Raw genomic sequence first — 21,420 nt, forward strand, 5'->3', positions numbered from 1 at the left:
CGACGTACGCTGGCGACGCAGGTCCGTTTCCCGGTTCACCCCGAGCGCGCGGTCAGCGGCCGAAAGACTGCCGTTCTCCCGGTCCAGCGCGTCGGAGAACCTTCCCCTGAACTCCGCCGACAGTACGATCCCCGCAACACCCTGAAATCCAGGGTGTTGCGGGGATCGCTAGAACCCGAGTGCAACGCGGGGCCCATTTGTCATCTTTGGCTCACGCCTTGGTGAACCTCACCGGCACGCTCTTGAAGCTCGACACGAAGTTCGTCTTGATCGGCTTGGGCTCGCCGGCCAGCTCGATCGTCTTGATCTTCGGCGCCAGCTCCTGGAACAGGATCTCCATCTCCAGCTTCGCGATGTGCTGGCCGATGCACATGTGGCCGCCGAACCCGAACCCGAGGTGCTTGTTCGGCGAGCGGTCCAGGTCGAACCTGTCCGCGTCGACGAAGTAGTCCTCGTCGCGGTTTCCGGACGGGTAGTTCAGCATCAGCCGGTCGCCCTTCTTGATCCGCACCCCGTGCAGCTCGGTGTCCTCCGAAGCCGAGCGCATGAAGTGCTTGACCGGGGAGACCCACCGTACGACCTCGTTGACCATGTTCGGGATCAGCGAGTGGTCCTCGCGCACCCGCTGCCACTGGTCGGGCTGTTCCGCCATCGCCACAGCGACGCCAGATATGGCCGACGACGTCGTGTCGTGCCCCGCGGTGGCCACCTGGAGGTAGCTGCCGTTGACGGTGCTCTGGGGGAGGAACTCCCCGTCGATCTTGGCGTTCGCGATGACGGACATGAGGTCGTCACGCGGGTTCGCCCGCCGGTCGGCGGTGAACTGGTCGAAGTAGGCGAAGAAGTCGGCGAACGCGGCCTGGAACTGCCGTGCCGCCGCCTCCGGGCTTGCCTCGACGTCGTCGCGTTTCTCGTCCGGGTCGTTGGCGCCGAAGAATTCCTGGGTGAGTTTGAGCATGAGCGGCAGGTCCTCCTGCGGGATACCGAAGAGGCCCAGGATCACCCGGAGGGGGTAGTACAGCGCGAAGTCGGTGGCCCAGTCGCACTCGCCGTCGTAGCTCAGCAGGTTTTCGACGTCCTCCCGCGCGATCTCCCGGATGCGGTCCGCGTACCTGGCGACGTTCTTCGGGGTGAACCAGTTGCTCGTGGCCGCCTTGACCTGGGTGTGCTCCGGCGGGTCGAGGAACGGCAGCGAGTCGAGGTAGCGGATCGAACCGTCCGGGGTGAGCGAACGGAGGAAAGCGTCACCCGCCTGGGTGTTGAGGATGGGGTTGTTCATCGTCGCGTTGAACAGCGAGTGATTCTTTTCGACGGTCATGATGTCGTCGAACTTGGTGATCAGCCACAGTGGGTCGTAGCCGTCCACAAACGCCTGGCCGACCGGCATGTTCTTACGCAGCCAGGCGAACGCGGGATAGGTGATGTTCTTCTCGTCGCCATAGGACTCCGGCAGTACCACTGCCCGTGCTATCTCGTCCGGGACGCGGGTGTCCTGCTCCGCGCTGGTCGCGCTGGTCATCGTTCCTCCTGAGGGTCATCGGTCGACCGTGTCCTGCCCGAGCCTAGGAATCCCCGGGCGTCGTGCCATCTCCCCAACGAGAGGCTTGTGTCCCTCTTCCGTCGCAGTGAGCAGGCATCTCCCGATGAGAAGGGCGAAACCACCCCCTTCGGAAGATGTGGCCCGGATCTCGCTCGTGAATCATCAGTGCCCAGTGGACGCCGCCCGGGGAGGACCCGGCAACGGTTAGGAGAAATTCGACGATGAAGACCAAAGCCGCGGTCATCTGGGCACCAAACGAAAAATGGCAGGTCGAGGAAGTCGAGCTGGATCCGCCTCGCGAAGGTGAGGTGCTGGTCAAGCTGACAGCCAGTGGTTTGTGCCATTCGGACTACCACCTCGTCACCGGGGACATGCCGATGCCCTATCCGGTGGTCGGCGGGCACGAGGGCGCCGGTGTGGTCGCCGGCCTCGGCCCGGGCGTCACCGGTCTGGCCGAGGGCGACCCCGTCGTGCTGAGCTTCCTGCCCGCCTGCGGACAGTGCGCCTACTGTGCGCGAGGGATGACCAACCTGTGCGATCTCGGCGGCTCGGTCATCCTCGGGCCGCAGCTGGACGGTACGCACCGATTCCACGCACGGGGCCAGGGTGTCGGGCAGATGTGCCTGCTGGGGACGTTCTCGGAGTACACGGTCGTTCCCCAGGCCTCGGTCGTCAAGGTCGACGAGGGCACTGCCCTGGACAAGGCGGCGCTGGTCGGGTGCGGGGTTCCGACCGGTTACGGCAGCGCGGTCAACAGCGGAGAGATCCGGCACGGTGACTGCGCCGTGGTGATGGGCGCCGGTGGCATCGGCGTCAACGCGATCCAGGGCGCGCGCAACGCAGGCGCGGCCTACGTGATCGCCATCGATCCCGTGGAGTTCAAACGGGACAAGGCCAGGACGTTCGGCGCGACGCACACATTCGCCTCGGTCGCCGAGGCCCTGCCCGTGATCACGGACATCACCCGCGGCCGGCTCGCGGACGCCTGCATCATCACCACCGACAACGCCGAAGGTCACCAGGTCGGTGAGGCGCTGACATTGGTCGGCAAGCGCGGCCGCGTCGTCGTGACGGCGCTGGGGCACCCCACCGACACGTCGGTGACGGCGTCGCTGTTCGAGCTGACCCTGTTCGAGAAGTCGATCAGGGGCGCGCTCTTCGGCTCCTCCAACCCCCGGTTCGACATTCCCCGGTACCTGGAGTTGTACAACGCGGGCCTGCTCAAACTCGACGAGCTGGTGACTACCGAGTACCGGCTCGAGGACATCAACGAGGGTTATGATGACCTGTTGTCCGGCCGCAACATCCGCGGTCTCATCCGGTTCTGACGCGGTGTTCGCCGTACTGGCCGACTCAGAGTCGTGGGCCCTGCTCGAGGCCGCCCGGCGCGGCGACCGGGAGTCGCTGGCCGTCCTCTACCGCGCGCACGTCGGCGAGGTCCGGCGCTACATCCAGGCGAGAGTGCCCAACCGGCACCTCGCCGAGGACTTCACCAGTGAGGTGTTCGTGCGGGTGATGCGGGCGCGGTCCGTGCGCAGGCAGGACGGCAAGTTCCGCGGCTGGCTGATCACCATCGGCCGCAACATCGTGATCGACCATTTCAAGTCCAGGTACAACCAGGCCGAGATCCCGGTCGACGTTCTCCCCGAGGACGGCCGTTTCGAACTCAGCGCGGAACAGCTGGTTCTGCGGCGCCAGCTGCGCGAGGAGGTGCGGGACGGCCTCGCCCGGCTGGGACCGGACCAACGGGAGTGCCTGCGTCTGCGGTTCCTGGAGGACCGGTCGGTCGCGGAGACCGCGCTTCTGCTCGGCCGGGGCGAGGCGGCCGTCCGCCAGTTGCAACTGCGGGCGATACGAAAACTCGAGGGTCTTCTCGCGTGGCGGGAGATCGCGGCATGAGGAAGGGAGACAACCCGATGCGGATTGGGTGGTCGCCGCGCTCGTGGTTCACAGGTCTGGACCGGCTCGACGCCGAGGCGCTGATCCGGGGTTGCTCAGGGGGGTTCACCGTCCTCGTGCTCGGCGGGCTGGCGGCGCCGCTGGCGGCACGGGTCCCGGTGGCCGGCCAGTACTGGCTGGGGCTGGTCGCGCTGGTCGCCTTCGGCGTTGCCGGCGTTCGGATCGGACAGACGTCCCGGCCGGCGCTGCAGGGCGTGTGCGCAGCAGTGGGCTCGTACGTTCTGGTGCTGCCCCTGGTGGTGGCGGGCAACGGCCTCGCCGGCGCCGGCCAGGTCGTCTCGGCCCTGCTCGCCGCGGCGGCCATGGGCGGTGGCTGTGGCCTCGTCGCGGGGATCCGCCGGCGAAAGGCGGGGGCATGACGACGGCGGCAGCGCCGAAGGCGGCGCCCGCGAAGTCCACGGTCGCGGTACGGCGTCTCACCGGACGGGTGGGATCGCCGTTCGCGCAGGCCGGTGAGATGCTGCGGCTGGCCGGCGACGTCCTCTGGTCGGCGATCCGGCATCCGTTCGGCTACTGGGGTTCGGTACGGGACCAGATGTTCAACGTGCTGAAGCTCTGCTGGCTGCCGATGGCCGTGTCCACGACGGCGTTCGGCCTGGGCGCACCCGGGCTGCAGGGCGGCAACATCTTCCTGTTGTTCGGGATTCCGGAACGGCTCGGATCCTTCTTCATCATGGCGAGCGTCCGCGAGTTCGCGCCGTGGATCAACGCGATGGTGGTCGCGGGGGTGGTGGGCACCGCGATGACGGCGGACCTCGGGGCGCGGCGGATCCGCGAGGAAATCGATGCGATGGAAGTGCTCGGTGTCGATCCGATCCGCGACCTGGTGCTTCCCCGCGTCATCGCGGTCACGTTCATGACCGGGCTGATGGATCTGGTCGCGCTGGTGTTCGGCGTGATCGGCGGCTACATCGCCGGCGTCGTCATCTTCGGTGCGAACCAGGCGTCGTTCTTCGCGAGTTTCTTCGACAACGCGACCACCACCGACATCTGGGGCAGCGTCGCCAAGACCACCGTCTTCGGTTTCATCATCGGTGTCGTCTGCTGTTACAAGGGAATCCACGTCAAGGGCGGTCCGATCGGCGTCGGCCGCGCGGTGAACCAGGCGGTGGTGAGCGCGTTCGCCGCGATCTGGGTCATCAACTACGTGTTCACCACCATCCTGCTCGGGCTCAACCCGCAGATGCAGGTCTACAAGTAGGGAAACCCATGCAGACCGAACAGGACGCCCAGCGGGTGGGTGTGTCCCGGGCACCAAAACCTCCCGACATCGAGATTTCCGCCGCGCACATCGGAGCCAGGGTCCGGAATGCGATCGCGACCGGCGGCGACATCGCCCGGTTCTCCGGCCAGACCGTGCGGGCGCTGCCCCAGGTGCGCCGGTACTTCTCGGAGATCTTCCACCAGGCGGGCATTCTCATCATCTCGAGTGGACTGATCATCTGGGCGATGCAGTTCGTCATGGGATCGGTGTGCGGGCTCGAGGCGAGCTACACCCTCAAACAGATCGGCGCGCCGATCTACAGCGGGATCTTCAACACCTACTGCGGCACCCGGGAGATGGCGCCCTACATGTGGGGCTACATCTTCGCGGCCAAGGTCGGCTGCGGCCTGGTCGCCGAGATCGGTTCCATGCGCATCGCCGAAGAGATCGACGCGATGGAGGTGATGGGCATCAGGTCGCGCAGCTACCTCGTGGGAACGCGGGTGGTCGCCACCTGGATCGCGATGCCATTGCTGTTCACGGTGGGACTCGGGCTGATGTACCTGTCGATGTACCTCGTGACCGTGGTGCAGCTGGCCGGTGTGTCCCCTGGCGGGTACCTCTACACGTTCTGGCTTTTCCAGAACCCGCTGGACTTCCTGTACTCGCTCGCCAAGGCGATGGCGATGGGGACGGTGGTGGTGTTCGTCGGCTGCTATTACGGCTACACGGCAGGCGGTGGCCCGGTGGGGGTCGGCCGGAACACGGCCAAGTCGATGATGCTGTCGATGGTGCTGATCCACGTCGTGGGTCTGCTCGGCACCCAGCTGTTCTGGGGCCTGAGCCCGAACGCGCCGATCGCGAACTGACCCCCTTTCCCGACGAAGTCCGACGAGTTCGTGCCGATGACGAGGAGGCCCGGTGGAAGCCGGAAACGCGGAGACCACAACACGGATTTCGGTACCCCTGACCGTACCGCCGGTACCCGGCGGGACAACGGGCCCGATCGCGGGCAGGCCGGCGCACACGATGCAGGTGCGCGACGTGCACAAGGCGTTCGGCGACTTCCGTGTCCTCAACGGGCTCAACCTGGAGTTCGCCAACGACGCGATCACCACCGTGCTGGGCCCGTCGGGAACCGGTAAGAGCGTGCTGATCAAGCACCTCGTCGGTTTGCTCGAACCGGACGACGGTGAGGTGCTGATCTTCGGCAAGGACATCTGGCGGATCTCCGAGCACGAGCGCTACGAGCTGCGCAAGCGGTTCGGCGTGCTGTTCCAGGACGGAGCCCTGTTCGGGTCCATGAACATCTACGACAACGTCGCGTTCCCGCTGCGCAAGCACACGGCGCTGGACGAGGCGGAGATCGAGGAGATCGTCATGGAGCGGCTGATCGAGGTGGGCCTGGAAGCCGCCCTGACCAAGCATCCCAACGAGATATCCGGCGGCATGCGCAAGCGCGCGGGATTCGCCCGGGCACTGGTCATGAATCCGGAGATCGTGCTGTTCGACGAACCGGACTCGGGACTGGACCCGGTGCGCACGAGCCTGCTGTGCGACCTGATCCTCGAGATGCACGAGCGGCACAAGGGCACCTACCTCGTCGTCACCCACGACATCCGCAGTGCCCGCAAGGTCAGCGACTACGTCGGTCTGATCTGGAAGGGCAAGGTCGTCCACTACGGAGAGGCCGAGGAGGCCTTCGCCTCACAGGATCCCTTCGTCCGGCAGTTCCTCGCCGGCGAGTCGGCCGGCCCGCTGGGAATGGACTGAGGGCATGCGAAGGATTCTTGTCATCGCCGCGGTGGCGGTCGCGGTGGTCGCCGGCGCGGCGTGGGCGGCGGGTGGTCGTTCCTACCGCGTCGGCGTGCTGCTGGGATCGGCGACGAACCTGCACGAGGGCGGCGTGGTGACGATGAACGGCTTTCCGGCGGGCACCATCGAGTCCATCTCCGTCCAGGACGGCAAGGCCATGATCCGGCTGGCGCTGGACTCGGACAGAGGTCCGTTGCACGACGGGGCGAAGCTGACCGTGGAATGGAAGGCGCTGCTGGGTGAACGCTGGATCGAGATCGCCGACGGGGCTCCCGGCAACGCGGTGATCCCGGACGGCGGGATGATTCCCGGCACGCAGGCGGAGCCGATGAACCTGGACCAGGTGCTGGCCGCGCTGGACAAGCCCACCCGCGACCACCTGTCGTCGCTGGTGAAGCAGCTCGACACGACGCTGGAAGGGAACGAGCAGGACGCGAACGCGACCCTGCGCGCCGCGGGGCCCGCGCTGGCCGCGCTGGGGCAGGTGCTGGGCTCGATCGGCCACGACGGCCCGGCCATTCGTGATCTCGTGACGCAGCTGAACGCGATGGTCAGCACGCTGGCCGCACACGACTCGGATGTCCGCGCAGTCATCGACGCGCTGTCCCGGACCACCTCCGCAACCGTCGGCCAGCGGCAGCAGCTGGCGACCGCGCTGCAGCTCCTGCCCGGCACCCTGGACACCGCGAACACGGTGCTGGGCAACGTGCCGGGCACGGCGGACAAGGCCGTGCCGCTGCTGAGGGATCTTCGTCCGGCGACCCAGCAGCTGCCCTCGGCCGCTCAGCATCTGTCACCGGTACTGCGGCAGGTGCCCCCGCTGCTCGACAAGCTCGCCCCGACGCTCACGAGCGCGAAGCAGCTTCTGGAGTTCACCCCCGGACTGCTCGACGCCGTGCACCAGACCGTGCCCGGAGTCAGTGAGACGGCGGGCTACCTCGGCCCGGTACTGAACTATCTGCGGCCGTACACGCCCGAGCTGGCCGGCTGGGTCTCGGAGTGGACCTCCAATGGTGGCAACTACGACGCCAACGGACACTTCGTCCGCTTCTACCTCCAGGAAGGCGCGACCACGTTCGGCAACAGCCCGGGAATCCTCCTTCCCGGTACCGAGAACGAGCCCTACCCCCTGCCCGGTGCGAACGCCAACCAGCCCTGGCAGGACGCGTGGGGGAGTGGAGTGCGATGAACGGGACGAGTGCTGGAGTCCGTGTGTGGCGACACCGGCTGCGTGTTACGAGTGTCGTCGTCGTCGCGCTGATCGGCCTCGGATGGTCGATCGCGGGATCCTGGAGTGCCGACGACAGTCCTCAGCGGACGGTGGTGGCGCAGTTCGCGGACGCGAGTCCGCTGCTGGTGGGCAACGACGTGAAGGTCGACGGTGTGGTGGTAGGGCGGGTCACCGCGATGTCCGTGGTCGACGGGCACGCCGAGGTCGCGTTCACCGTGGACAACCGTGCGCTTCCGCTGCACGACGACGCGACCGTCGCCGTCCGTCCGGTCAGCCTCCTCGGTGAGCGATTCCTGGACCTCGAGCGCGGCTCGCCGTCTGCCCCGCCGCTGCCACCGGGTGAGGTGATCCCGCTGGCCCGGACGTCCCAGAACACCGACCTCGACCAGGTCCTCAACGTCCTGGACAACGACACCGGCGACGCCCTCGCCGCCCTGGTCACCATGCTCGGGCAGGGCATGCAGGGCAACGGGACCAATGTCGCCGACACGATCAAGGCACTGGCCCCGGCGATGACCGACGCGGCCGGTCTCGCGAAGGTCCTCGACGAACAGAACACGACGCTCAGTCAGCTGGTGGACAGGATCGAGCCGGTCGCGGGGTCGCTGGCCATGGACAACGGCCGCACCCTCGACAGCCTGGTCGGGTCCGCGCACGACCTGCTGGCCACGACCGCCGGACGGCAGCAACAGCTGCGCGACACCCTCGCTGAGCTGCCCGCGACCCTGGCCGAGGCGCGGGCCACCCTGTCCCAGCTCGCCGGGACGGCGAACGCCGCGACGCCGGTGCTGGGCGACATTCGGCCGGTAACCGACAACCTCCAGGCGATCAGCGACGAGATCATCCGTTTCGCCGATGCCGCCGACCCCGCGCTGACCCACGCGCAGCCGGTGCTCGACAAGGCTCAGGCACTCCTCGACGCGGCGCGTCCGGTCACCCAGGAGCTGCTGAAGGCGGGCGGGCCCCTCAAGGCGGACGCCGCGTCGCTACGGCCCATCGTGAACGAGCTGGCCGGCAACATCGGTGAGGTCATGAACTTCGTGCGCGGCTGGGCGCTGAGCACCAATGGCAGCGACGGGATCGCCCACTACTTCCGGGCCCTCACGATCATCGACCCGAAGATCCTCACCGGCTTGTTGCCCGCCGGCCCGGTCACCCCGGCCGCGGGCGGCGCCGACCCCCTGCCGTTGCCGTTGCCGCTCCCCGGCGCACCGGCCGAGCAGCAGGCCCCGGACGGCCCGGGCGGGCTGCTGGGCGGGTTGCTGTCCCCGCAGACGGCGCCGGACGGCAGCGTGACCGGCTTGTCACAGAGCCAAGAGAGCGGCGCACTGCAATTCCTCCTGGGAGGTAACTGACCGATGGCCAGGCGTAGCAGGAAGTGGGCGCATCGTCGCGCCGTGCTGATGGGGGCGGCCGTCGCGGTGGTGTTCGCGGGTGCGCTCTACGTCGCACTCACCGCCAGCGCTGGGCTTCCCGGGCAGTCGGGGACCGTGGTGCGGGCCGCCTTCACCGACGTCGGCGGCTTGCGTGCGGGAGACGACGTGCGGATCGCCAACGTCCGGGTGGGACAGGTGACCGCGATCGACCTGGTCGACGGCACGCCGCAGGTCACCATGCGGCTCGACGACGACCGGCCGATCTACCGGAACGCCTCGGCCGCGGCCGCCTCGGTCGGGGCGCGATCGGCCCTGGGACAGAAGTACGTCGACCTCGAACCGGGTGCGCCGGAGGCCGGGCGGCTCGACCCCGGAGCAGTCATCCCGGTGACGGCGACAGTGGGCGCCCAGGAGCTGTCCGATGTGCTCGCGGTGCTCGACGCACCGACCCGGCAGGCGCTCGGATCGACCATCCGCGAGGTCGGTGGCGGCGCGGGCGGCCACGTGCCGGACTTCGCCGACGCCGTGGGCGCCCTGCCCACGATGCTGCCCGACCTGGGGACGGTGTCGCGTGCCCTGACCGCGGGATCCGGGCATGACCTGAGCCGCCTGTTGCAGGCGGCGAACCGGTTCGCGACCGCGTTCGACGGGCGTCAGCAGCAGCTCGGCGAGCTGGCCGGCCGCCTGGACACCACGCTACGGGCGCTCGACCCCGGTGGCGGGGAGCCACTGCGCGCCGCACTGGACCGCGCGCCGGACACGCTGGTGCAGGCCCGCGGCGCGCTGCGGGACCTACGGCAGCCGCTGATCAGCGCCGAATCGGCCCTGACCATCCTGGCTCCCGGTGCGGACGCCCTCGGCTCGGCGACTCCCGACGTCCGCGGTGTCCTGCGCGAAGGCATCCCGCCGTTGCAGCACCTGACTGGCGTCGCCGACCAGGCGCAGCCCGCCGTCGACGCGCTCACCACCACGCTCGCCGACGCGCGGCCGCTCGCTCCGATGCTCACCCGGGCGGTTGCCACGGCACAGCGGCCGCTGTCCCAGATCGCCCCGTACTCGCCGGAGATCTCGATGTTCTTCACCGACTTCGCCGACGCGATGCAGTACGGCGACGCGGCCGGGCACTACCTCCGGATCTACCCGCCGATCGGCACCGAATCGGTGACCGGGCTGGTGGGGCTGAAGGACCCGACCGTGACTCGCGACCCGTACTCCGCACCCGGCGAGGCTCAGAACCACCGGCGCACGTCGCTGCTCGGCAACCAGGGAGGTGGACGATGACCGTGCTGCGCAAGCTGCTCGGCCGCAAGGACGCGGACGGCGCGCATCGCGGGGTCTCCTCCCTGAAGCTGGGCGTCGCGTTCATCGTCCTGGTGCTCGTCGTCGGAGCCGCCCTGTTCGGCAAGTCCCGAATTCTTACGACCCTCAAACCCGGCGACACGATCTCCGTCCACTTCGCGCGCAACTACCGGCTGCAGCCCTACCAGTCGCAAGTCAAGATCGCGTTCGCGCCCGTCGGCGTCGTGACGGGCGTCGAGGAGCAGACCGATGGCAGCGCACTGGTCACCGTCAAGCTGGACAGCGGCACGCTGCCCAAGCTCCGGTCCAAACCGACCGCGGTGATCCGCCCGACCACCCTGCTCGGCGGCAGCTACTTCATCGACCTGCAGCCCGGCGGCGCCGCCGGGGACCTGGCGGGCGGCACGATCCCGGTGGAACGCACTCAGCTTCCGGTGGAGCTGGGTCAGGTCGCCGGCGCGCTGCAACCGTCCGCATTGGCCGGCTTGCAGCACACCGTGGGCAACCTCGACCAGACCTTGCGTGACGGCGGAGCCCAGGCGATCGATCAGCTCCTCGCCGACGCCCCGGGCCTTCTGGTACCCGCGGCGGACGTGCTGGAGGCGGCGCGCGGACAGAATCCGGGCAGCGATCTGACCGAACTCGTCGCGGGCCTCGAATCGACCTCCGCGCGGCTGTCCGCGCAACAGGGGCAGCTCGACTCGATCGTGACGAACCTGCACACCACCAGCTCGGTGCTCGGCGCCGAGAGTGGTCAGATCGCGGCCGCGATCGCGAACCTGCCGGATACGTTGCGCTCGGCCGACGCGGGGTTGCGGCGGCTGGACACCAGCCTCGGCAAGCTCCGCGACACGGCCGACGATGCCAGGCCGGTGGCGCGGCAGCTGTCGGAGACGCTGAACCACCTCGACCCGGTCCTGGTGCGCACCGACCCGTTCCTCCGGCAGACCGACGCGCTGCTGGTGGACGCCGAGCCGCTGGTGCGGCAGCTGACGCCGGTCAGCAGGCAGACGACCGCGGTGCTGAACGACCTCCGTGGTCCGGTGCTCGACCGCCTGAACGGCCCCGTCCGGACGTTCCTCTACTCGCCCTACCACGGCAGTGGCGAGTACGCACAGTCCCATTCGGATGTTCCGATGTATCAGGAGATCGCCGGTGCGGTCGCGAACCTGGACAAAACCGCTTCGCTGTTCGACCCCAACGGGCACGCGATCGCGATCCAGGTCGGGTTCGGTCTGGGCACCGCGGGCGGGCTGCCGATCAACCTGCAGCACTTCCTCGACCAGCTCGATCAGCAGATCCAACGCAACCAGCGGGAGGGACGATGAGCGCGCGACTGGGCCGGATCGGACGAAGCTGGCAGCGGGTCCGAACCGAGCCGGGCCTGCTGCGCAACGTCGTGGTGCTTGCCGCGCTGATCGTCGTCGCCGCGGTCGTCGGCGGCGTCATCCTGGCCAACCAGCGCTTCACCTGGCCGTGGGACGACCGGTTCACGTTTTCCGCGACGTTCTCCGACTCCCCGGGGGTCAGCCCGGGGCACGGTCAGGAGGTCCGGATCGCCGGCGTCCAGGTCGGGGAGATCGAGTCGGCGGACGTGGACGACGACGGTCACGCCCGGCTCGAGCTGTCGATCGACGGTCAGTACGCCGTGTACCGCAACGCCACCGTGGTGCTGCGCCCGAAGAGCCCGCTGAACGAGATGTACGTCGAGCTCAGCCCGGGCGGCCCGCCCGCACCTCGGCTCAACGCCGATGACGTATTGCCAGTGATGCAGTCGCAGCGGCCGATCCAGGTCGACGAGGCGCTCGCGCACCTTGACGTCAACACGCGGCAGGCGCTCACCACGCTGCTGCAGGAATCCGACGTGGCGCTGGCCGCCGCGCCCGGCAACCTCCCCGGCGGCCTGCGGATGACCGACGAGGTCGCCCGGCGGCTGCAGCCGGTGGTCGAGTCTCTGCAAACGCGCCGGGACACCCTCCAGCGGCTGGTCACCGCGCTGTCGCAGATCTCGACCGCCGTCGGCGGCGACGGCGAGCGTCTGGCACGGCTCGCCGGAGACCTGAACACGACACTCGAGGCACTCGGCGCGCACAGTGACGACCTCCGATCGGTGCTGGACCAGCTGCCGGACTTCACCCGCCAGCTCAAGGACGCCACGGACGCGGTGCAGTCGCTGAGCGGACAGCTCGATCCGGCCCTGGACAGCCTGAAGAACGCCGCGGGCACCTTGCCCGGCGCCCTCAACAGGCTCAGCAACACCGTCGACAACCTGGGCGGCACCGTCGACAAGGGCGCTCCGGTGGTCCAGAAGGCCCAGCCGGTCGTGCAGGACCTCCGTCCGGTGGCAGACGACCTCAACGCGGCGATGCCGGACCTGAGCTCGGTCACCGGGCGACTCGACAGCGTCACCAACGCGGCCGTGACGAGCCTGTCCGATCTGGGCGCGTTCTTCATCAACACCCGGTCGCTGACCAGCCTGAAGGACGGCAACGGCGGCATCCTGCGCGGCTTCCTGGTGGTGACGCCGCAGACGCTGGGCACCAACGCCCTGCTCCCGTTCTCCACGCCGGCCGACCCGTACCGGTTCCCGCACACTCCGCGCTAGGTGGTCGTCGATGAAGATTCCCCACGCCGCACTTCCGAAGCTCCGGCTTGCCGCGCTGGCCGCCTTCCTGGTGGTCTGCCTCGCGATCTTCGGGTACCTCTGGGTCCACTCCGGCGGGCGGGTGCCGTTGATCAGCAAGACCGGGTACCGGGTGAGCCTCGACCTTCCCGAGGCGTCCAACCTGGTCGCCGACTCCGATGTCACCATGGCCGGCGTCACCGTCGGCAAGGTCGCCGAGTTGCAGGTGACCGGGGACGTCGCACGCGTGACCCTGCAGCTGGACAGCAACGCGCCGCTGCACGAGGGCGCCACCGTGCGGGTCCGTGAGAAGACGCTTGTCGACGAGACGTTCCTGGAGGTCACCGACGGCGACGGGGCCGCGCTGGCCAACGGAGCCGGCTTACCGGCCGGTTCCGCCGAGCCCGCCGTCGAGCTCAACGACGTGCTCGTCAGCCTCGACGCCGGGACCCGGCAGGCGCTCGGCTCGAGCCTGCGTTCCCTGGGGCTGGCCACCGCGGGCAGCCGGCAGGCCATCGAGGAGGCCCTGACGGGTCTCGGCGTGCTCGGGCGGGACGGCAAGACCGCCCTGGACGCGCTCGCCGCGCAATCGGCCGACCTTCAGCAGCTGACGGGCAGTGCGGCGACGCTCCTCGCCGCCCTGGACACCCGGCAGGGCGAGATCGCCGAGCTGGTCGACAACGCCAACCAGCTCGCCGCAGCGACCGCAGGCAACGGCGAAGACTTGCAGGCCGTCGTCCGGAAGCTGCCCGGCGTGCTGGACACCGCGCGCAACGCCACGTCGAGTGTCTCTGAGCTGTCCGCGGCGCTGACCCCGGTCGCCGACGACCTGCGGGCAGCGGCTCCCGATCTCGGTGTGGCGCTGGAACAGCTTCCCGCCGCAGCGACCCGGTTGCGCGGCATCCTGCCCGCGCTCGACGAGGTGCTCGGCAAGGCCCCGGCGACCCTGGACCGGGTGCCCCCCGCCGCCGCGGACCTCACCGCGCTGATCCCGTCGCTGCAGAACGACCTCCTGCAGCTCAACCCCATGCTCGCCTACCTGGAGCCGTACGGGCAGGACATCGCGCACCTGTTCGTGAACTGGGGCGCCTCGCTGATGACGGGCAACCAGAACGGCAAGGCCCTGCGGCTGCTGCCGGTCCTCAACCGTCAGGCGGTGACGGGGCTGCCGCTCAACACCAACGTCGGGCCGCTCAACTCGCGCAACCCCTATCCCGCACCCGGCGCGGTCGATCCGGTGCCGTTCACCGGCGAGTACCCGCGCGTGCAACAGGACACGCCGCCGAAATGAGCAGCCGGAAGCCGATCGCCGTGGTGCGCCGCGTCGCGGCGCGGCTCGGGCCCGTCTGCCGGGCGAGCCTGCGCTGGGCCGCGCCACGCACCTGGACCGTCCGTGGTGGGTTCGCTGCTGCGGCCGTGGCGTGCGTGGCGGTACTCGCCGTCGCCGGGCTGGCGAAAGTGCGGATCGAGACGACCATCGATTCGTTCCTGCCCGCCGGGGACCAGAGTGTCACGCGGCTGGAGGAGAAGGCCCGCTCCTTCGGCGGCGATCCGGTGGTGGTGCTGATCGAGTCGGACGCGCCAAAGGACCTCCTGACCGGCCGGAACCTGCTCACGTTGCTGGATCTCGAGGGGCGTCTCGCGCGGCTGCCCGATGTCGCGAGCGTGCACGGACCGGCGACGGTCCTCAACCAGCTCGCCGGACGGGCGCAGGACCTGCTGGCCGAGCTGAGCGGGCGGCGGGACGCGGTGCGCAACCAGGCGGTCCAGGAGGCGACGGGACAAGGCGCCTCGCCCGCTCGGGCGCAGGCCGCCGGGCAACTGGCCGTGGACGAGTTCGACCGGCGCTATGGGCCGTTGCTCGTCCAGGGCATGCCTGCCGGGCTGCCCACCCTGAGCAACCAGCGGTTCGTCGACTCCCTGATGTATTCGCCCGACGGCGGCGTGCGGGCGCAGTGGCACTTCGTCGTGCCGTCGCAGAACGCGGTAGCCGTGCTGGTCCGGCCGCGGGAGGGCATGGATGCCGCCGCCACCGCCGCCCTGGCCGAGCATGTGCGCGACACGGTCGACGCCGCGCGACCGGCATCGAGCCGCGTCACGATCTCCGGGGTACCCGTCGTCGCGTCCTCGATCGGCGATCAGGTCGCCCGGGAGGTACCCCTTGTCGGTGGGATCGCGGTGGTCGCGGTCGGACTCGCCTTGTGGCTCGTTCCGTGGACCCGTCGGCGGTACCGGTTGCGGCCGCTGTTCGTCACGTTGGTCGCGATCACGCTGACGCTGGCCGTGTTCGGCTGGGCGGGCCGGACGCTCTCGCTCGGCGTGGTGGCCTTCCTGTCGGTGCTGCTGGGCGTCGGCAGCTACTACCCGACCTACTTCACCCAGCGCGCCCGCAAGCGGACCGTGCTCGTCGTGGCGTGCGCGAGCGCGGCGAGCTTCGCGATGCTCGTGGTCTCGCCGTTGCCCTTCGTCCGCGATCTGGGCATGACCCTGTCGGTCGGTGTGCTCTTTTCCGCCATGACGGGCCTTGCGCTGCGGCGGCGGATGTCGCACCCGCAACCGGCTGACCGGGAGAGCGCACCGCCGGCGCGGCGGACCCGCCTCGCGGCCGTGCCGGTCGTGCTCGCCGCCGGTGTCGCCGTCCTCGGCTGGTGCGCTTTGCCCGCGTTGCCCCTGCAGGCCGATGTGGACGGTTTCGCGGCCGGGCTGCCCGCCCTCGGCGACGCGGCGAAGGTCGAGCGGACTCTCGGCTCCTCGGGGGAGGTGGACCTGGTCCTCGATGGACCGGACGTCACGCGCCCGGAGGCGCTGGACTGGATGCGCCGTGCCCAGGAGGACATCGTGATCACCCACGGTGACCAGCTGCGGCCGGTCATCTCGCTCCCGTCGCTGCTGACGTTCCTCGGGGACCGGCCCACCACCGCCCAGATCGAGGCCGGGATGCGGCTGCTGCCGCCGTATCTCGGCTCCGCCGTCGTGCGCGCCGACCACCGGAGCGCCGTGCTCGTGTTCGGCACGCGGATGGACGACCTCGGCGCACTGCGCGACCTGCGCGACGACGTCCTCCGGCGATTGCCGGTGCCGCCCGCCGGCTACCGGGCCGACCTGACCGGCCTGCCGATGGCGGCGGTGCGGGGCGACGAGCTGATCTCTGCGGACCGCGTGTGGTCCAACGTGCTGGGCATCGTGGCCGCGGGCATGGTGCTGGCGGCCGGCCTGCGGCGACGCTCCGACGCGGTCCGGGCCGTGTTCGCTGCGACGATCGCGACGGGCCTTGGGTTGTTCGTGCTGTGGGTGACGGCGATCCCGTTGAGCCCGATCACGGTCGCGCTCGGATCGCTGACCGCCGCGGTGGGGGCGGAGTTCACGGTTGTGCTCGCGGCTTCGGTCCGAACCGGCAACCCGGCGCTGCGCCGGTCGATCGTGCTCGCGGCCGTCACCTCGGCGGTGGGGTACGCGGCGCTGGCCGCGTCACAGCTGGCGGTGATCCGGCAGTTCGGGCTGCTGCTCGCCGGATCCGTGGTGCTGGCAATGGCGTCGGCGGCCTGCGTGGTCGCCGCGTCCGTCACCGGCCGGGCGAGACCCCGGCCGGCGCCGGTGGCCGAGGAAACCTGTCGCAAGACGCTCGAGGAGGTGCGTTGACCATGCCCGCCAACGACGAGACCGGGAACGTGACATCCGGTGCGGTCGGCACGCTGGCCGAGCCCGGCGAGGACACCGGCGAGGTGGTGGAGGAGCCCGCCGCCGATCCGGACACCGAACCCCGGCCGGCCGGAGCAGTTCGCGCCCTGGCCGCGCGGCTGCGTGCCGCGGTCCGCCTGCCCCGGGGCCGCAAGGGGCGGGCAGTGCTCGCCCTCGTGGTCGTACTGGTCGCCGGCGCGGGGTCCGGCGGGTACCTGTGGTGGAGTGCCGGGAAGCTGCCGGACGGCGTGGCGTTCCGCATCGGCGACACGATGGTCAGCGTTGACGAGCTCAACGCCGAGGCGGACCGGTTACGAGCCCTCTACGGCCTGCAGGTCCCCACGGATCCGGCTCAGCTCGACGGTTTTCGGCGTGCCCTGGCCAAGGCGGACGCCGTGCGCATCCTCCTCGATGGCCAGGCGCGGGAGCAGGGAATCGTCATCGCCGACAAGACCGCCCAGGACGTGCTGAACCGCTACATCTCGCAGCAGGCCGGCGACGGCGCCGACGCCCGCGCCGGCTTCGTGCAGGGACTCGGTGCGGCCGGCACGTCCGAGCAGGCCGTGCTCGACGAGATCAAACACATGCTCGCCGTCAACCAGCTGTTCGAGAAGCAGACGCAGGGCATCACGGTGACCGACCAGCAGGTGCGGGAGGCGTTCGCCCAGCGCCAGGCGTCCCTGGGCACGCCGGAGAAGCGGGCCATCCGCAACATCGTGGTCCGCACCCAGGACGAGGCGAACCAGGTACTGGGGCGGCTGACCGCGGGCGCCGCCTTCGAGGACGTGGCCAGGACGACGAGCCTGGACGACCAGTCGCGCGCCTCCGGGGGCGCCCTCGGACTGCTCTCGGCGGCTCAGCTCGACGAGGGGTACGCCAAGGCGGCCTTCGCCGCGCCCGCCGGCGGACTGTTCGGGCCGGTGCAGACTCAGTACGGCTGGAACGTGGGACAGGTGGTTTCGGTCGTGCCGCCGGTGCCGGCCCAGTTCGACGCCGTGCAGGGCACGCTCAGGCAAAAGCTGGTCGAAGAACAGGCGATGAGCCGATGGCAGGACTGGCTCACAGAGCAGATCCACGCCGCCGCTGTCCAGTACGCCGACGACTACCGGCCGCAGGACCCGGACGCGCCGCCGCCGTCCGTCCTCAACGGTCAACCAACACCGCCGGCGACGGGGAAGTGAGAGCGATCTATGTGGACGGTTCTGGTCGCGCAGCTGGTTCTCGCCCTCACCCTCGGCCTGATCGGGTGGTGGGGCCGGCGCAACGCCCCGGCGCTGGCCCGGCAGGGCGCGAACCGTGACCACCGGATCGCCGTCCTCCGGCGAGGCGCGCTCGCCTGCCAGGTGGTGGCGCTGCTCTTCGCCCTGGCCGTCGTTCCAGGACTGTTCTGATCCGAAGTGCAAGCTGTGAAAGGAGAATGTCGATGAGTCTGAGCTACGAGAAGTTGTATATCGGCGGACAGTGGGTGAGCCCGCACGGTCACGACGTCATTCCCGTCGTGTCCGCCTCGACCGAGGAGGTGCTCGGCTCGGTGCCTCTGGGCGTCGAGGCGGACGTGGACGATGCGGTGGCGGCCGCGCGCCGTGCCTTCCAGGACCCGTCCGGGTGGTCCTCCTGGGAGCCCGCCCGCCGGGCCGAGGTCATGGAGCGGCTGGCGGACGCCATCGACGCCCGCAAGGACGAGATGGTCCGCCGGATCAGCTCCCAGAACGGGATGCCGATCTCGATCGCGGAGCAGCTCGAAGGCGCGTTTCCCAGCATCCTGCTGAGGTACTACGCGAACCTGCTCCGGGAGAGCCCGGCCGAGGAGAAGCGGCCCGGCCTGCTGGGCGGGACGACCTTGGTCCGTCGCCGCCCGATGGGAGTCGTCGGCGCGATCGTGCCGTGGAACTTCCCGCAGGCGCTCGCGTTCTTCAAGATCGCTCCGGCGATGGCCGCTGGTTGCACCGTGGTGGTCAAACCGTCTCCGGAAACGGTTCTGGACACCTTTCTGCTCGCGGAAGCCGTCGAGGAGGCAGGCGTTCCCGCGGGGGTGCTCAACTTCGTGCCCGGGGGCCGGGAGGTCGGCGCCTACCTGGTGTCGCATCCGGGCGTGGACAAGGTGGCGTTCACCGGGTCGACCGCTGCCGGGCGGGCGATCGGGGAGGCGTGCGGCAAGCTGCTGCGGCCGGTGACGCTGGAGCTGGGCGGCAAGTCGGCGGTGATCGTGCTCGACGACGCCGACCTTTCCACGAGTGTCGAGCAGCTGTTCGCCACCTCGTTCATCAACAACGGCCAGACCTGTTACCTGGGCAGCCGGATTCTCGCGCCACGGGCGAAGTACGACGAGGTGGTCGACGTCTTCACCGGCCTCGCGGGCGCGGTCGTCGTCGGTGATCCGCTGGACCACGGGACCCAGATCGGCCCGATGGTCAGCGCACGGCACCGTGAGCGCGTCGAGTCCTACATCGCCAAGGGCCGGGCCGAAGGCGCACGGATCACCGTCGGCGGGGGGCGGCCCGAGCAGCTCGATCGCGGGTGGTACGTGCAGCCGACCGTGTTCGCCGACGTGGACAACAACTTCACCATCGCGCAGGAGGAGATCTTCGGCCCCGTCCTGTCGGTGATTCCCTACGACGACGTCGACGACGCCGTGCGCATCGCCAACGATTCCGACTACGGTCTGGGTGGTTCGGTGTGGACGTCCGATCCGGACCGGGCCGTCGAGGTGGCCAAGCGGGTCGACACCGGCACGATCGGCATCAACGCCTACCTGCCGGACCCGACCGCACCGTTCGGCGGGGTGAAGTCCAGCGGCCTCGGCCGGGAACTGGGACCGGAGGGCCTGACTGCCTACCAGCACCTGCAGTCGGTGTACCTGACGGGTTGAGCACCACGGTGGCCGGGTCCCCCCATCGCCCGGCCACCGTGGTCTCCTCCGGCAAGTCCCAGGACCGGACCTGCCCAGGTCCGCCTTGTCGCGCACCGAAGAACCCTCGATGTCGGCCGAGTGCCGGGGCAGGCGGACCGAGAAGCGAGGGAAGCCACGATCTCCATCCAGGGAGCACCATAGGGCCGAGCGCCCCCGACAGCACCACCTGGCCCGCGCACAGCGGATCGCCGAATTCCCGTGCGGTGCGGGCGAGCCACAGCAGGGCGTTCAGCGGATCGCAGAGACAGACCGCGCCGGTGCCCTCAGAGGCGGGTTCGCCGTCAGCAGGCCGATCTTGCGGCCCGCGATCGCGGACCCGGTGCCGAGGCGGTCCCCGGCCACGCGTCGCTGCACCAAGTAGGCGAACACGGTGTGGTTCCGGAGCCCGGAACAGCCGGTGGAACGCGGGACGGCGGGGCGGGAGGCTGGCACGACGCCCGAGAAGAGGAGGAACCGTGGTTGATGTCCAGGCGCCGCTGCAAGCAGGCGAATCGATAGCGCTGACCCACGAGGTCGAGAGGTTCCTGTACCACGAAGCCGACCTGCTCGACACCTGGCGGCTGCCCGAGTGGCTCGAACTGTTCGCCCCGTCGGGCCACTACCTGATCCCGGCGACGGACAAGCCGGACGGCGACCCGAGCCGGGACCTGTTCCTGGTGCAGGATGACCGGTTCCTGCTCGAGCAGCGAATCAACTCCCTGATGAAGCGTTCGGCGCACGCCGAGTACCCGCACTCCCGTACGCGCCGGATGATCTCGAACGTCCGGGTCACCGACCGTGGGGACGACCTGCTCGGCATCGCGGCGAACTTCGCGGTGTTCCGCATGCGTTCGGGGACCGTGGACACCTACGTCGGCCACTACGAGCACGTCGTCGAACGCGGAGAGGACGGGGCGTTGCGGTTCCTCGTCCGGCGCTCGGTACTGGACCTGGACGCGTTGCGGCCGCATGGGAAAGTGAGCATCATCCTGTGAACCGCCTCGTGGACAAGGTCGCGATCGTGACCGGCACCAGCCCCAACATCGGCGGCACCCTCGCACTCGGACTGGCGGCGGAGGGAGCGCGGGTGCTCTGCACCGACCTCTCCGCCAAGGTCGCCGACGACTGCGCCGCCAAGATCGTCGCGAACGGCGGGGAAGCCGAGTCGTGCGCCGGGGACGTGACGGACCCGGCGCACGCGGACGCCGCCGTCGCCCAGGCGGTCGCCCGGTGGGGCAGGATCGACATCCTGGTTAACAACGCGGTGTTCTTCAAGCAGCAGGGCCTGCTGACGATGCCCTACGACGACTTCCGCGCGCAGCTCGACGTCATCCTCGGCGGCGCGTTCCTGTTCACCCGCGCCGTGGCGCGGGCGATGATCGAGAGGAACACGGCAGGCAGCATCGTGAACGTGCTGTCCACCGCCGCCTTCCAGGGCCAGCCCGGCAACATCGGCTACTGCACGGGCAAGAGCGGGCTCGTCAACTTCACCCGCTCTGTGGCGATGGAGCTGGCGGAGCACGGGATCCGGGTCAACGGGTTCACGCCGACCGCGACCGCGCCCACGGACCCGGTCGCGCGTGCCCAGATGGCGGACCTTCTCAGCCGGTCTGCCGAGTACCGGTCGGACTTCGCGGCCCAGATGCCGCTGTCCCGGCTTCCCACGCCCGAGGACTACGTCGGGGCCGTGGTCTACCTCGCCTCCGACGAGAGTTCCATGGTCACCGGCACGAACATCACCGTCGACGGTGGCGCCACGGCGAAGTACTGGCCATGGACCCCGCACCCGGTGTGAGGGAGACGCG

Annotated in this window: 19 protein-coding genes; 18 read left to right on the forward strand and 1 reads right to left on the reverse strand. The window is 69.6% G+C overall.

The window, feature by feature from the left end:
* Window positions 1-211 precede the first annotated feature (211 nt).
* Window positions 212-1,519: a cytochrome P450 gene (locus ABZ215_RS18840; RefSeq protein ID WP_354950444.1), complete on the reverse strand. Its 1,308-nt coding sequence runs from the start codon at window positions 1,517-1,519 to the stop codon at window positions 212-214.
* Window positions 1,520-1,761: 242 nt separating this feature from the next.
* Here ABZ215_RS18840 and ABZ215_RS18845 point away from each other — a divergent pair, with 242 nt between their 5' ends.
* The 18 genes from ABZ215_RS18845 (at window position 1,762) to ABZ215_RS18930 (ending at window position 21,410) form a co-directional block, all read left to right on the forward strand.
* Complete coding sequence (locus tag ABZ215_RS18845) at window positions 1,762-2,868, forward strand: NDMA-dependent alcohol dehydrogenase (RefSeq protein WP_354950445.1); 1,107 nt, start codon at window positions 1,762-1,764, stop codon at window positions 2,866-2,868.
* Window positions 2,869-2,872: 4 nt separating this feature from the next.
* Complete coding sequence (locus ABZ215_RS18850; protein ID WP_354950446.1) at window positions 2,873-3,439, forward strand: sigma-70 family RNA polymerase sigma factor; 567 nt, start codon at window positions 2,873-2,875, stop codon at window positions 3,437-3,439.
* Window positions 3,440-3,456: 17 nt separating this feature from the next.
* Window positions 3,457-3,858, forward strand: a complete 402-nt coding sequence (locus ABZ215_RS18855; protein WP_354950447.1) for a hypothetical protein — start codon at window positions 3,457-3,459, stop codon at window positions 3,856-3,858.
* Entirely contained in the window at window positions 3,855-4,700 is an 846-nt protein-coding gene (locus tag ABZ215_RS18860; protein ID WP_354950448.1) for an ABC transporter permease, read from the forward strand. The genes ABZ215_RS18855 and ABZ215_RS18860 overlap by 4 nt, the downstream gene beginning before the upstream one ends.
* A gap of 8 nt (window positions 4,701-4,708) precedes the next feature.
* Window positions 4,709-5,572: an ABC transporter permease gene (locus tag ABZ215_RS18865; protein ID WP_354950449.1), complete on the forward strand. Its 864-nt coding sequence runs from the start codon at window positions 4,709-4,711 to the stop codon at window positions 5,570-5,572.
* Between the two features lie 97 nt (window positions 5,573-5,669).
* Complete coding sequence (locus ABZ215_RS18870; RefSeq protein ID WP_354950524.1) at window positions 5,670-6,476, forward strand: ABC transporter ATP-binding protein; 807 nt, start codon at window positions 5,670-5,672, stop codon at window positions 6,474-6,476.
* 4 nt (window positions 6,477-6,480) lie between these two features.
* Entirely contained in the window at window positions 6,481-7,707 is a 1,227-nt protein-coding gene (locus tag ABZ215_RS18875) for an MlaD family protein (RefSeq protein ID WP_354950450.1), read from the forward strand.
* A 23-nt stretch (window positions 7,708-7,730) separates the two neighbouring features.
* Window positions 7,731-9,104, forward strand: a complete 1,374-nt coding sequence (locus ABZ215_RS18880) for an MlaD family protein (protein WP_354950451.1) — start codon at window positions 7,731-7,733, stop codon at window positions 9,102-9,104.
* Window positions 9,105-9,152: 48 nt separating this feature from the next.
* Entirely contained in the window at window positions 9,153-10,406 is a 1,254-nt protein-coding gene (locus tag ABZ215_RS18885; RefSeq protein WP_354950526.1) for an MlaD family protein, read from the forward strand.
* Window positions 10,403-11,752 (forward strand): MlaD family protein, encoded by a 1,350-nt coding sequence (locus ABZ215_RS18890; protein WP_354950452.1) that lies wholly within the window; start codon window positions 10,403-10,405, stop codon window positions 11,750-11,752. Before ABZ215_RS18885 ends, ABZ215_RS18890 begins: the two co-directional genes overlap by 4 nt.
* Entirely contained in the window at window positions 11,749-13,029 is a 1,281-nt protein-coding gene (locus tag ABZ215_RS18895) for an MlaD family protein (RefSeq protein WP_354950453.1), read from the forward strand. Before ABZ215_RS18890 ends, ABZ215_RS18895 begins: the two co-directional genes overlap by 4 nt.
* 10 nt (window positions 13,030-13,039) lie before the next feature.
* Window positions 13,040-14,338: an MlaD family protein gene (locus tag ABZ215_RS18900; protein WP_354950454.1), complete on the forward strand. Its 1,299-nt coding sequence runs from the start codon at window positions 13,040-13,042 to the stop codon at window positions 14,336-14,338.
* Entirely contained in the window at window positions 14,335-16,686 is a 2,352-nt protein-coding gene (locus ABZ215_RS18905; protein ID WP_354950456.1) for an RND transporter, read from the forward strand. Before ABZ215_RS18900 ends, ABZ215_RS18905 begins: the two co-directional genes overlap by 4 nt.
* A 2-nt stretch (window positions 16,687-16,688) precedes the next feature.
* Window positions 16,689-17,906: a peptidyl-prolyl cis-trans isomerase gene (locus ABZ215_RS18910; protein ID WP_354950528.1), complete on the forward strand. Its 1,218-nt coding sequence runs from the start codon at window positions 16,689-16,691 to the stop codon at window positions 17,904-17,906.
* Window positions 17,907-17,915: 9 nt separating this feature from the next.
* Window positions 17,916-18,116, forward strand: a complete 201-nt coding sequence (locus tag ABZ215_RS18915; RefSeq protein ID WP_354950458.1) for a hypothetical protein — start codon at window positions 17,916-17,918, stop codon at window positions 18,114-18,116.
* A 32-nt stretch (window positions 18,117-18,148) separates the two neighbouring features.
* On the forward strand, window positions 18,149-19,594 hold the full coding sequence (locus ABZ215_RS18920) for an aldehyde dehydrogenase (protein WP_354950460.1): 1,446 nt from the start codon (window positions 18,149-18,151) through the stop codon (window positions 19,592-19,594).
* Window positions 19,595-20,091: 497 nt separating this feature from the next.
* Window positions 20,092-20,610 (forward strand): aromatic-ring-hydroxylating dioxygenase subunit beta, encoded by a 519-nt coding sequence (locus ABZ215_RS18925; protein WP_354950462.1) that lies wholly within the window; start codon window positions 20,092-20,094, stop codon window positions 20,608-20,610.
* Window positions 20,607-21,410 (forward strand): SDR family oxidoreductase, encoded by an 804-nt coding sequence (locus ABZ215_RS18930; RefSeq protein WP_354950464.1) that lies wholly within the window; start codon window positions 20,607-20,609, stop codon window positions 21,408-21,410. The genes ABZ215_RS18925 and ABZ215_RS18930 overlap by 4 nt, the downstream gene beginning before the upstream one ends.
* The last annotated feature ends 10 nt before the right edge of the window (window positions 21,411-21,420 follow it).

It is taken from the genome of Amycolatopsis sp. NPDC006131, assembly GCF_040614175.1.
GTDB classification, from domain to species: domain Bacteria; phylum Actinomycetota; class Actinomycetes; order Mycobacteriales; family Pseudonocardiaceae; genus Amycolatopsis_E; species Amycolatopsis_E tucumanensis.

Excerpts from the sequence above, each read along its gene's own strand:
- ABZ215_RS18860 (WP_354950448.1), top strand. The coding sequence starts at position 3,855 with ATGACGACGGCGGCAGCGCCGAAGGCGGCGCCCGCGAAGTCCACGGTC.
- ABZ215_RS18895 (WP_354950453.1), top strand. The coding sequence starts at position 11,749 with ATGAGCGCGCGACTGGGCCGGATCGGACGAAGCTGGCAGCGGGTCCGA.
- ABZ215_RS18875 (WP_354950450.1), top strand. The coding sequence starts at position 6,481 with ATGCGAAGGATTCTTGTCATCGCCGCGGTGGCGGTCGCGGTGGTCGCC.
- ABZ215_RS18885 (WP_354950526.1), top strand. The coding sequence starts at position 9,153 with ATGGGGGCGGCCGTCGCGGTGGTGTTCGCGGGTGCGCTCTACGTCGCA.
- ABZ215_RS18900 (WP_354950454.1), top strand. The coding sequence starts at position 13,040 with ATGAAGATTCCCCACGCCGCACTTCCGAAGCTCCGGCTTGCCGCGCTG.
- ABZ215_RS18865 (WP_354950449.1), top strand. The coding sequence starts at position 4,709 with ATGCAGACCGAACAGGACGCCCAGCGGGTGGGTGTGTCCCGGGCACCA.
- ABZ215_RS18840 (WP_354950444.1), bottom strand. The coding sequence starts at position 1,519 with ATGACCAGCGCGACCAGCGCGGAGCAGGACACCCGCGTCCCGGACGAG.
- ABZ215_RS18845 (WP_354950445.1), top strand. The coding sequence starts at position 1,762 with ATGAAGACCAAAGCCGCGGTCATCTGGGCACCAAACGAAAAATGGCAG.
- ABZ215_RS18915 (WP_354950458.1), top strand. The coding sequence starts at position 17,916 with ATGTGGACGGTTCTGGTCGCGCAGCTGGTTCTCGCCCTCACCCTCGGC.
- ABZ215_RS18855 (WP_354950447.1), top strand. The coding sequence starts at position 3,457 with ATGCGGATTGGGTGGTCGCCGCGCTCGTGGTTCACAGGTCTGGACCGG.
- ABZ215_RS18920 (WP_354950460.1), top strand. The coding sequence starts at position 18,149 with ATGAGTCTGAGCTACGAGAAGTTGTATATCGGCGGACAGTGGGTGAGC.
- ABZ215_RS18905 (WP_354950456.1), top strand. The coding sequence starts at position 14,335 with ATGAGCAGCCGGAAGCCGATCGCCGTGGTGCGCCGCGTCGCGGCGCGG.
- ABZ215_RS18910 (WP_354950528.1), top strand. The coding sequence starts at position 16,689 with ATGCCCGCCAACGACGAGACCGGGAACGTGACATCCGGTGCGGTCGGC.
- ABZ215_RS18890 (WP_354950452.1), top strand. The coding sequence starts at position 10,403 with ATGACCGTGCTGCGCAAGCTGCTCGGCCGCAAGGACGCGGACGGCGCG.